Annotated in this window: 4 protein-coding genes; 3 read left to right on the top strand and 1 reads right to left on the bottom strand. The window is 71.4% G+C overall.

Annotation, left to right across the window (positions count from 1 at the left end):
• Positions 1–141 precede the first annotated feature (141 nt).
• Positions 142–3,216, bottom strand: coding sequence for a VCBS repeat-containing protein (locus tag ABZ945_RS32755; RefSeq protein ID WP_361277080.1), 3,075 nt, complete (start codon positions 3,214–3,216; stop codon positions 142–144).
• A gap of 336 nt (positions 3,217–3,552) precedes the next feature.
• On the opposite strand from ABZ945_RS32755, the gene ABZ945_RS32760 reads away from it, so the two are divergent.
• The 3 genes from ABZ945_RS32760 (at position 3,553) to ABZ945_RS32770 (ending at position 11,725) form a co-directional block, all read left to right on the top strand.
• Complete coding sequence (locus tag ABZ945_RS32760; RefSeq protein ID WP_361277082.1) at positions 3,553–10,482, top strand: polymorphic toxin-type HINT domain-containing protein; 6,930 nt, start codon at positions 3,553–3,555, stop codon at positions 10,480–10,482.
• A 100-nt stretch (positions 10,483–10,582) separates the two neighbouring features.
• Positions 10,583–11,161 carry a hypothetical protein gene (locus ABZ945_RS32765; protein ID WP_361277084.1) on the top strand — a complete coding sequence of 193 codons (579 nt, stop codon included), beginning with the start codon at positions 10,583–10,585 and terminating at the stop codon, positions 11,159–11,161.
• Positions 11,162–11,170: 9 nt separating this feature from the next.
• A complete protein-coding gene (locus tag ABZ945_RS32770) occupies positions 11,171–11,725 on the top strand; it encodes a hypothetical protein (RefSeq protein ID WP_361277086.1) in 555 nt (184 codons plus the stop codon).
• Positions 11,726–11,883 lie beyond the last annotated feature (158 nt).

Genomic DNA, 11,883 nt, shown 5'->3' on the forward strand with positions numbered 1-11,883 from the left:
TCCCGCCGGCTCTGTTCGAGGCGGCTGTCCAGCGCGTGCCAGTCCGGCACCACGTACCCCACGAGGTGTGCGCCGCCGGGACCGTCCTCCCGCGCCCGCGAGACGCGCTCGCGGGACCGGGCCCCTGTCATCGCCGAGGTGTCAGGAGATCGCCTTGAACGGCTGCCAGCCGCCCGTGCCGACGACCTTCGGCGCGCCGATCAGACCGGTGCGGCGGCCCGGCAGGAACTCCAGCCCCGCCGCGGTGTTCGCGGTGGTCGTCCACATGTCGGAGATGCCGTCGCCGTCCGAGTCGCCGCTCGCCGTGATCAGCGGGCGCGCGGCCGGGGTCCAGCCGGTGGCGTAGGCGACCCGGCTCGACCCGGCGCCCAGCGAGGACGGGTCGGTGCCGCCGTCCGGGGTGCCGTCGCCGTCCGCGTCGCCGTTGGCCCGGCCCCGGTACACCCACACGTCGCCGTTGGTGGCGTTGCGGGCGATGAGGTCGACGTTGCCGTCGCCGTCCAGGTCGCCGGGCGAGGCCAGGTGCATGTTGGTCCAGCCGCTGCCGCCGATCTGGTAACCGGAGTAGACGGCGCCGCCCGAGTAGCCGGGCAGGAACCACAGCCGGTCGCCGATGACCGCGACGAAGTCCGGGTTGGTGCTGTCGGAGTCGGGGGTGATGTCGCCGACGGACACGATCTGCCGGATGGCGGAGGTGTCGGTGGCCACGCCCGTCTCGTCGTCCGGGAAGACGTACACCTCCTGCCGGGTGTCGGCGCTGAACCCGCCGAGCCCGTCGTTCGGGTACAGGTACATCTTGCCGTCGGCCTTGCGGGCGACCAGGTCCTCGTAGAAGTCCTCGGTCCAGTCGCCCCGGTGGGTCAGCAGCGCGCCGTCCCAGCTCGCGTCGGCGGAGAGCGCGGCGTGGCCGGTGACGCTGCCGCCCCCGGTGCCGCTGTACAGCCGCAGGTTGGAGACGCCGTCGACGCCGAACAGGTCCGGCTGGCCGTCGCCGTTGACGTCACCGGGCTTGTCGAAGACGCCCTGGCTGGTGGCGTGGAAGCGGTAGGCGCGGATCGGGCTGGCGTTGAGGCCGGCGTCGAACGCCTGCACGTACAGCGTGTGCGGGCCGGGGGTCAGCGGGGTCACCGTGGCGCTCGCCGGCCCGCCCTTGACGGACGGCGTGGCCTTGTTGGCCGGCGGGGTGCGGTCCAGGCCCCACCGGTACTCGCTGATGTCCGGGTCGGCGGAGTCGAAGACGAACTTCTCCGGCGTCCGGGACTGGGCGCCCTCGGCGTCCTCCGGGAACAGGCCCCCGTCGGAGACGACGGTCGGCTCGAACGCCGGGGCCGTCGGGTCGAAGCCGAAGCGGCAGCCGGGCGCGCCGAGCGTCGGCGTCCAGTCGGACGCGAAGGCGGCGTCGGAGACGTCCTCGACCTGCGCCTTCCAGGAGAACTGCCCGCCGCTGACGCCCTTGTGCTGGTTCAGCAGCGCCTTGGGCACGGTGATCGAGGCGAGCACGCCCTTGCTGTCGCCGGCGTTGACGGTCTTCTTCACCTTCTTGTCGAAGAAGACGCCGGGGGACACGTCGTGCTTGCCGGTGGCCCACAGGTGGAACTGGACGTTGACGTCACCGCCGTCCGGGTCCCAGACCTGGGCCTTCAGCGTCACGTCGGTGTTGCCGAGTGTGACGTAGGTGGAGCCGTTGCCGCACTCGCCGGTGGCGGTCTTGGTGCTGGGGCTGGTGTCCATCGCCCACGGCGCCTTGGCCAGCCGGTTGTACTCGACGATCAGCTTGGCGTCCGACTTGAACTTCTTCCAACTGTATTCGTCCTTGCCGTCCTCCGCGCTCTGCGGGGCGCGCAGGCCGAAGGTGATGTTGCTCCACTTGCCGGCGGCGGCCTTCTTCGCGGCGTCGTTGGCCGCGAAGTCCACGGCCTTGTCGGGGCAGCCGAACGCCTCGTTGCCGTGGGCGTAGTTCCTGCTGTCCTGGCGGGTGGACCAGCTCGGCTGCTTGTTCCAGGTGGTGGCCGAGCTGATGCCGCCGGTCAGGTACAGCTCCACCGGCTTGGCGGTGCAGGACCACGAGTGCGTCTCGGTGATCTGGAACTGCGCGTCCACCACCTTCACGCCGGCCAGGAACTTGGAGTCCACGCGGAAGAAGGAGCGGGCGGTGCCGCCGGTGGAGGACTCGTAGCCGACCCGGGCCTCGCTGGTGGTGCCGCCGCTCCAGCCGGTGCCGTTCCAGTAGCTGTCGTTGGCGTGCGGCTTGTAGGCGATGGTCCACGCCTCGCGGGTGCCGGTCATCCGCGGGTCGATGTAGACCGGGTACGTGGTGTCCGGCGCCGTCAGCAGTCCCTGGTCGGGCCTGAGGCTGAGCTTGCCGCCGGAGACGGTGACGTCCACGGTCGCGCTGTTGGCGCCCGGGGTGAGGTCCGAGGAGGTCGCGGTGGACGCGGCGACCGGGGACGCGGACTTCGCGGTACGGGCCTGCGCCTTGCCGGCCGTCCTGGCGGCGGGCGCCGGCTCCTTGCCGGAGGAGTCCCACATCCGGGCGGTGGAGGTGGCGAACACGCTCTGGCCGGCCGGGTTGAGGGCGCGCAGGGAGCCGGTGACCGGGTCCTCGGTGACGGTCAGCCCGTCGGTCTTCAGCCCGAAGTCGACGGTCGCCAGCTCCGGGTTGGCGGCGGCCTCGGGCGTCTTGACGATGAGGGCCTGGCTGAAGCCGTCCACACCGGCCGCGACGGCCAGGTCGACGCCCGGCAGCACCTCGCGGTAGGTGGCGGTGGAGCCGGCGAGCACCGGCTGCGGCAGCGGCTTCGGCCAGCTCAGCGACAGGGTGCGGCCCTGGTCGGTGAGGGTGACCAGCGGCGCGTCCCCGCCGGCGGAGAACGTCACGTCACCGACGGCCGCCTTGGGGGCGATCCGGCCGTTCACCGCGGCCAGGTCGGTGTCGACGGGCGTCCACGCGCCCTCGCGCTTCACCCGGAAGGGCACGCTGTGCTGGGTGGTGCGCAGGTTGCCGTTGGGCAGCGCGAAGGTCTCGCTGGTCTCGCTGCGGGCCTCGGCGACCTCGACCGGCTTCCCGGTGTCCGCGGCCTGCTCCAGGGCGGCGGCCTCCGAGCCGGGCGCTGCCTTCGGCCCGGTCGCGGTCCCGGCGGCGGGGTCCACCGCCGGGGCGGCCGCGGTGAGCGGCGCCGTCCCCAGGGAGCCGCCGACCAGGACGGCGGCGATCACACCGCACGCGGTGAGTCTCGCTCTTCGCCCTCGTGTACGGGCTGACATAGCTGAAAGTCCCCCCCAAATCCTCTGTGAGTGCTGGTGAGCCGCCACGACGGTGGCTCGGGCTCGGCGGAACAGTACATGGTCGCTTTTGCGCGATGTTTGCCTGTTCCTGACCTTTGGACGGGTTGTTTAGGGAAGCAAACTTTGCTTGCTGGCACCCCCGGAGCCGACTAATGTCATCACGTTTCATGCACGCTGCAAAGATCAGGGGAGGGACCTGTGCAGCAACTGGCTAGCCAGTTGCGCTATTTGGGCCATTGGCACAGATCGGTGTCAATGGTCGTCTTCATGGCGCTACTCATAGGCTTCGTGCCGGACGATCCGGCGGCCGCCGCCGGACTCCGCACCAGACTGAGCGATATCGAGCGGGAACGGTCGGTCGACGGCCGCAACCACACCACCAAGCGGGCCGCCGCCCGCAACGACGCGGCCAAGCCCTGGTCGCCGGCCGCCGACAAGCGGCCCACCGGCGGCTTCACCGTCCAGGTCGCCGGCGCCGGCGCCCCGGCCGCGCGCAAGGGCCTCGCCGCCCAGCCGTCACTGGGCGCCGCCACCGAGGGCGCCGGGCTGGCCAACGCCCCGGTGACCCTGCGCCCGGCCCCGGCCGCCCAGGCCGCCGCGAAGTCCGGCGCCCGTGCCGCCGCGGGGGCGAACACGGCCCCGGCCGCCAAGGGCTCCGCCGCCCGGGTCGAGTTCAAGGACACCGCGGCCGCCCGCAAGGCCGGCGTCGAGGGCGTGCTGTTCACCGCCGCGCCGGCGAAGACCGCGACCTCCGCCGCCGCCACCGGGCGCGTCGAACTCGCCCTGGACTACTCCGCGTTCAAGGACAGCTACGGCGGCGACTGGGGCTCCCGGCTCCGCCTCGTCCAGCTTCCCGCCTGTGCGCTGACCACCCCGGACAGGGCCGAGTGCCGCACCCGTACCGAGCTGACCGGCGGCAACGACGCCGAGGCCGGTACGGTGCATGCCACCGTCGACCTGACCGGCAAGCCCGCCACCGCGCCCGGCAAGGCGGCCCGCGCCGCCTCCGGCGGCGCGATGGTGCTGGCCGCGACCGCCGACTCCGCCGGCCCCGGCGGCAACCACGGCGCCACCTCGCTCTCCCCGTCCGGCTCCTGGATGGCCGGCTCCTCCTCCGGCGGGTTCTCCTGGACCTACCCGGTGGAGTCGCCCGAGGTCCCCGGCGGCCCGCAGCCCGAGATCGAGCTCTCGTACTCCTCCCAGGCCGTGGACGGCCGCACCGCCTCCACCAACGGCCAGTCCTCCTGGATCGCCGAGGGCTGGGACTACGAGCCCGGCTTCATCGAGCGCAAGTACCGCTCCTGCTCCGACGACAAGGACAAGGTCGACGGCAAGGCGCCCAACAACACCACCGACAACGGCGACCTGTGCTGGGGCTCCGACCAGGTCGTGATGTCGCTCGGCGGCAACAGCAGCGAACTGGTCCGCGACGACGCCGACGCCACCGGCAACACCTGGCGCCCGGCCGACGACGACGGCACCCGGGTCGAGCGCAAGACCGGCGCGGCCAACGGCGCCAAGGACGGCGAGCACTGGGTCATCACCGGCACCGACGGCGTGAAGTACCACTTCGGCCTGAACAAGCTGCCGGGGGCCACCACCCAGGTGACCAACTCCGCCCTCACCGTCCCGGTGTTCGGCAACCACCCCGGTGAGCCCTGCCACGCCACCGCGTTCATGGACTCCGACTGCGCCCAGGCGTACCGCTGGAACCTCGACTACGTCGTGGACCCGCTGGGCGACGCGATGACGCTGTGGTGGAACAAGCACACCAACTACTACGGCCAGAACATGAAGGCCGACCAGCAGATCGCGTACACCCGCTCCGCCGACCTGGCCCGCATCGACTACGGCCAGCGCGCGAGCGCCCTGTTCACCGGCCTGCCCGCCGGACGCGTCTCCTTCACCGTGGCCGAACGCTGCGTGCCGGGCACCTCGTTCGACTGCGCCGAGTCCAAGCGGACCGCGGCCAACGCCAAGCACTGGCCGGACGTCCCGCTGGACCAGCAGTGCCTGTCGGGCGAGAAGTGCACCGACAAGTACGGCCCGACCTTCTGGTCCACCAAGCGGCTGACGAAGATCAGCACCCAGGTGCTGGTCGGCTCCGCGCTGAAGAACGTCGACTCCTGGGCCCTGGAGAACAACTTCCCCGCCACCGGCGACGGCACCTCGCCCGCCCTGTGGCTGGACTCCATCACCCGCACCGGCCACGGCGCCGGCGGCACCGCCGACATGCCGAAGGTCTCCTTCCTCGGCCAGCAGATGGACAACCGCGTCGACGGCGTCGAGGGCCTGCCCCCGTACTCCCGGCAGCGCATCCACGCCATCGACACCGAGACCGGCGGCCGCATCGCGGTCACCTACTCGCCGCGCGACTGCTCCGCCCTGGCCCCGCGCCGGATGCCGGCCTCGCCCGAGTCCAACACCCTGCGGTGCTACCCGCAGTACTGGACCCCCAAGGGCGCGCTGAAGCCGACCCAGGACTGGTTCCACAAGTACCTCGTCACCGAGGTCCGCGAGATGGACCTGGTCGCCGGCAGCCCGGACAAGACCACCTCGTACGAGTTCGTCGGCGGCGCCGCCTGGGCCTACGACGAGAGCGAGTTCACCGAGAACAAGCACCGCACCTGGTCCCAGTACCGCGGCTACGAGCGGGTCAGGACCCGGCTCGGCTCCGGCAGTGACGTCAAGCAGCTCTCCGAGCACCGCTACTTCCGCGGCATGCACGGCGACAAGCTGCCCAGCGGCACCCGCACCGCCGCCGTCGAGGACTCCCAGGGCGGCTCCGTCCCCGACCTCGGCCACTACCAGGGCCAGTTGCGTGAGCAGATCACCTACGAGTCCGACGGCGGCCCCGTCGACTCCTCGGTGCTCACCACCGCCTGGGCGGTGAAGACCGCGTCCCGCGCCCGCACCGGCACCACGCCGCTGGAGGCGTGGATGACCCGGCCGGAGACCGTCACCACCCGCGAGCGGGTCAAGGGCGACACCTGGCGCACCGCCAAGGAGGTCACCACCTACGACGCGCACGGCCTGCCCACCCAGGTGGACGAGACCACGCCCGGCGGCAAGCGGATGTGCTCCACCACCAGCTACGCCCGCAACACCGGGGCGCACATCCTGGAGCTGGAGTCCCGCGAGCTGACCACCCTGGGCGCCTGCGGCACCTCCGGCGGCGAGGTCGTCGAGGACACCCGCACCCTCTACGACAACCTGGCCTTCGGCGCCGCGCCCACCAAGGGCCTGCCGACCGAGGTCCAGGAGCGCAACGCCGAGGGCGCCGGCTACACGGTGATCGACCGGACCGAGTACGACATCCACGGCCGCGAGACCGCCACCTACGACGCCGAGAACCGCAAGACCACGGTCGTCAACACCCCGGCCACCATCGCCCGCCCGGTCAAGACGGTCACCACCGACCCGCTGGGCCACACCGAGACGACCGACTTCGACGACGTGCGCGGCATGCCGCTGGTCGAGACGGACGCCAACGGCAAGAAGGCGACCATGCAGTACGACCCGCTGGGCCGGCTGCTGAAGGTCTGGGAGATCGACCGCGACCCGGCGACGCAGACGCCGAACGCGACGTACGACTACGCCATCCGGCGCGACGGCCCCACCGTCGTCACCACCAGGATCCTCAAGGACAACGGCGAGTACGCCGTCTCCTACGAGATCATGGACGGCCTGCTGCGCGAGCGGCAGACCCAGGACGAGGCCGTCGCCGGCACCGGGCGGATCGTCAACGACACCTTCTACGACTCCGCCGGCCGGACCTTCAAGTCCAACGACGGCTACTTCAACGACAAGGAGCCCGAGGCCAAGCTGCTGGAGGTCGGTGACAACGAGGTCCCCTCGCAGAACCGCACCACCTACAACGGCATGGGCGAGCCGGTCGCCGAGGTGACCTACCACCGCGGCGTCGAGAAGCTGCGCACCACCACCGAGGTGGACGGCGACGTCTCCACCTCCATCCCGCCCAAGGGCGACACGGTCACCGCGACCTTCGAGGACGCGGAGGGCCGCACCACCCGCCTGCGCGAGTACACCAACGACGCGCGCACCACGTGGCGGGACACCGCGTACGAGTACGACCACCTGGACAACGTCGTGAAGATCACGGCGCCGGGCGGGGCGGTCACCAGCTTCGAGTACGACGGACGCGGTCGCCAGACCGCGAGCGTCGACCCGGACGGCGGCCGGACCACCCTGGAGTACGACGCCTCCGACAACGTCATCTCGTCCACCGATCCGCGCGGCAACAAGCTGGTCACGACGTATGACAACGGCGGCCGTCCGACCTCGCTGCGCGAGGGGAGCGCCACCGGGCCCAAGCGGCTGGAGTGGACCTACGACACCCTCGGCAAGGGACTGCCCACGGCGTCCATCCGCTACGACAACGGGCGCGAGTACCGTGACGAGATCACCGAGTACGACAAGGCGTACCGGGTCAAGAAGTCCAAGACCGTCATCCCGGCCGAGGAGACCGGACTCGGCGGCACCTACGCCTACAGCTACACCTACACCCCTACCGGCAATGTCGCCACGGCGCAGGTGCCGGGTCTGGGCGGTCTGACCACCGAGCCGGTCGTCTTCCGCTACGACTCCGACGACCTGCCGATCTCCGTCAGCGGCGCGTCCACCTACCTGGGGGACGTCAAGTACTCGGCGTTCGGCGAGATCCTGCGCACCGAGGCCGGCCCGGCCGGCAAGAAGGTGTACGGGACCTACGTCTACGACGAGTTCACCCGCCGCCTCGGTCTCTCGACCATCGACCGGTCGATCACGCCGGGCCGGATCAGCGAGACCCGCTACGGGTACGACGACGCCGGCAACGTCACCAGGATCACCGACGCTCCCGGTGCGGCCGCCCCGGACTCGGGCCGGACCGACACCCAGTGCTTCGTCTACGACAAGCTGCGGCAGATGACCTCGGCCTGGACGGCGAAGACCGAGGACTGCACCGCCGGTCCCTCCAAGGACACCGTCGGCGGTCCGGACGCCTACTGGCAGTCGTTCGAGTTCGACGCCGCGGGCAACCGCACCAAGCTCACCGAGCACGACACCACCGGTGACACCAGCAAGAACGTCACCCGCGCCTACACCTACGGCAAGCCCGGCGTCGGCGGTCCCAACGCCCTCGCCGAGGTCAAGTCCACCGGCCCGGCCGGCGAGCGGCTGAACACCTTCGCCTACGACAAGGCCGGCAACACCACCACCCGTCAGCACGGCGGCACCACCCAGACCCTGGAGTGGGACGTCGAAGGCCAGATGCGCAAGGTGTCCTGGCCCGTCGAGGGCGGCGGCACCAAGTCCACCAGCTACCTCTACGGACCGGACGGCGAGCGCCTCATCCGCACCGGAGCGGACGGCAGCAAGACGCTATACCTGGGGGAGGCGGAGCTGACCGTCAGCGCCGACCTGACCTCCGTGAAGGCCCAGCGCTTCTACGCCCACCCGGACGGCTCCACCACCGTGCGGTCCACCGGCGGCGGCCGGGAGCTGCTGCTCGCCGACCACCACGGCACTTCGCACACCGTGGTCGACATGGCCAGCGCCAACATGGCCGTGACCCGGCGTAAGGCGATGCCCTTCGGCGAGGAGCGGGGCGCGCAGCCCTCGGACTGGCCCGGCCAACGCGGTTTCGTCGGCGGCATCAGAGACGCGGACACCGGCCTGACCAGGCTCGGCGCCCGCGACTACGACCCGGCGACGGGCCGGTTCATCTCGGTCGACCCGATGGTCGACTACGGCAACCCGGCCACGATCAACCCGTACGGCTACAGCAACAACGCCCCGGCGACGTTCTCGGACCCCACGGGCGAGTTCTTCCCGATCCTGATCGGCATCGCCGCGCGTATCGCGATCCAGGCGGCCATCCGTGCGGCGGCCCGCCGTGCGGCGATCATCGCGGCCCGCAAGGCGGCCCAGGCGGCGGCGCGACGTGCCGCTGCACTGGCCCGCAAGCGTGCCATCGAGGCGGCCAAGCGTGCTGCCGCCAAGGCCAAGCGCGAGGCGGCCCGCAAGGCCGCGGCGGCCAAGAGGGCCGCGGCGAAGCGCGCGGCTCAGCGTGCTGCGGCCAAGCGGGCCGCGGCCAGAAGAGCAGCGGCGCAGGCACGGGCGAAGGCAGCCCGGGCGGCAGCCCGTCGCGCTGCGGCCAAGCGGGCGGCAGCCCGTAAGGCGGCGGCGCGCCCGAGGCCCAAGCCGAAGCCGAGGGCCCAGCCCAAGCCGAGGCCCAAGCCCTCCCAGGCCAAGAAGCCGGCTCAGCGCAGTGGCTCGTCCAGGGCGCGGGAGGAGATCAAGTCCGAGGCGAAGGACCAAGCCGCGGACGCCGTGCAGAACGGCACCTGCAACAGCTTCGTGCCCGGAACCGTGGTCCTCATGGCCGACGGGTCGAAGCGCCGTCTGGAGAAGGTGAAGGCCGGCGACAAGGTCCTCGCCACGGATCCCAGGACGGGCAGGACGTCGGTGCAGACGGCATCGGCGACCATCATCGGCAAGGGGCTGAAGAAGCTCGTCAAGGTGACCCTCGCCGAACACGGCGGGGAACAGCCGAAGACGGCGGCGGTCACCGCGACCGACGGCCACCCCTTCTACGTGGCCTCGCTACGGGCCTGGATCGACGCGGGCGACCTGAGGCCGGGCCAGTGGCTCCAGACCTCCTCCGGTACCTGGGTCCAGGTCAAGACGGTCGAGCGGTGGACGCAGTACGCCACCGTCTACAACCTCACCGTCACCGACGTCCACACGTACTTCGTGGGCATGGGCGCCACCTCGGCCCTGGTGCACAACTGCGAGCCCACCAGCACCTGGACTCCGAACGACGAGTACAACGACGCCCCCGGCGGGCAGATGGATCAGCGGCGCAAGGAATTCGCCGCCTTCTACAACACCCCGCAGGAAGTCCACCAGATCGTCGGCAACCTGATGAGCAACCCCAACTACCCGCAGCGACGGACCAGGGAGAACGGACGGCTCGTCCTCGACTTCTTCAAGAACCGGGAGAAGACCAGGGCGGGCAGGAACTTCCTCGACGGCCGCGTCTACGATGACGGAACCCCGAACCCGAGCCAGCACCGGGTGATCGTCAATCGTCTGGGCCAGATGGCCTGGGTGGGGATCAGCCGGCGCTCCGGCGGTCACAACTACGGGTCGATCAACCGCTACCCGTGGGCCAACCGAGGTCCGCAGCCGTAGGCGAACGGTATGACCCAGGGGCCCTGCGATGAGAAGCGCTCTCATCGCAGGGCCCCTCTCATGAACTCTGCTAACCGGTTACTACTTCACAAGGTGTGCCATGGACCACTCCGCACTCGCCTCCTCGCTCGCCCTGGCAGGGCTGCGATTCCAGGGGCTGGCCGATCCGGCGGCCCCGTTGACCCCGGTCACCGTGGCCGGCTTCGCCAATGCCGTGGGGGACGAGGACGGAGCGCGCGCCGTATCGGTGAGCTCGGCCGATCCTCGCCTGGCGGAGAAGGCCAACGCCGCCTGGCACCGACTCGCCGACGAGTCGGGCCTCTTCACCGGCGATGGAGGGGAGTTCCTCGTGGCCGTAGACCTCGGCACGGGCCGGCCTCACGTGTTCCGATGGGCACGAGTGCGGCTCGGCGACCCATGGGACATCATGGACGCCGGGTCCGCCGGCCCGTTGGGTGCGGGGAGCCTGCTTCCGGGCTTCGTCATGCAGTCCACGGACGGCCGCGTCATCGTCCGTGGCGACACCTGGGAATCGGAGATCGGGGCCGTGTCGGTGCGGGACCCGCACCGGGTCCAGGTGCTGAGGCAGCAGGCGCAGTGGCAGGCCGACCAGCCGCACCGGCCGGACTCCGACGACGCATACCAGAGCGAGGCCGCGCGGCGCTGGCTCGACCGGTAGGGAGGGGCGATGGAACTGGACGCGCTGCTGCGGCGGTACCCGGTGACAGACACGGTCAAGGACCCCGGGGACTCGCCGGCGGGCCGGACGCTCGCGCACGGGGTGCTGCGGTTCCACACGCCCGCCTCCGCGCAGGAGTCGTACGCGGCCTGCCTGCGGCTGGTCGCGGGAATCGAGGGGCGGTACGTCCCGTTCGCCTTCGACTGGGCGGGGCGCGAGCTGCTGGCCGGCGCGGACGGCGTCCTCGTGGTCGACCCCGCCCGGGGCGAAGCCACGTCCACCGGGCTCGACCGGGACGACTTCCTCGCGGCCGCCGCCGACGAGGAGGGCGACCCGCTCGGGGCCGCCGACTTCCGCGCCTGGCGGGAGACCTACCCGGGCGACCCGGACCCCCTGGGCTTCGACGAGGTGGTGGGCTACCGGACACCGCTGCTCCTCGGCGGCGAGGACGACCCGGCCAACCGGGAACGCACCGACCGGCGCGCCTACTTCGACAACTGCGTCAGCATCGCCCGCCAGGTCCGCAAGCTGCCCGAGGGGACCGTGATCAGCGGTCTGATGTGAGCCGCGGGTGAGCCGGGTGGCCAGGTCCGGATCCGCCCGGGCGGGGCAGTGGAGCGCCCCCTGCCGGACGGTGTCCGGCAGGCACCGATGTGCTGGGCGGCGCGGATGTGCTGCGCTGGGCGCTGAACTCGCTGCTGTACTCGCTGGTGTCGGTGGTG

This window comes from Streptomyces sp. NPDC046887 (assembly GCF_040644755.1).
Classification (GTDB): domain Bacteria; phylum Actinomycetota; class Actinomycetes; order Streptomycetales; family Streptomycetaceae; genus Streptomyces; species Streptomyces lichenis.

Coding starts and splice junctions, on each gene's coding strand:
- ABZ945_RS32760 (WP_361277082.1), top strand. CDS start 3,553: ATGGCGCTACTCATAGGCTTCGTGCCGGACGATCCGGCGGCCGCCGCC.
- ABZ945_RS32765 (WP_361277084.1), top strand. CDS start 10,583: ATGGACCACTCCGCACTCGCCTCCTCGCTCGCCCTGGCAGGGCTGCGA.
- ABZ945_RS32770 (WP_361277086.1), top strand. CDS start 11,171: ATGGAACTGGACGCGCTGCTGCGGCGGTACCCGGTGACAGACACGGTC.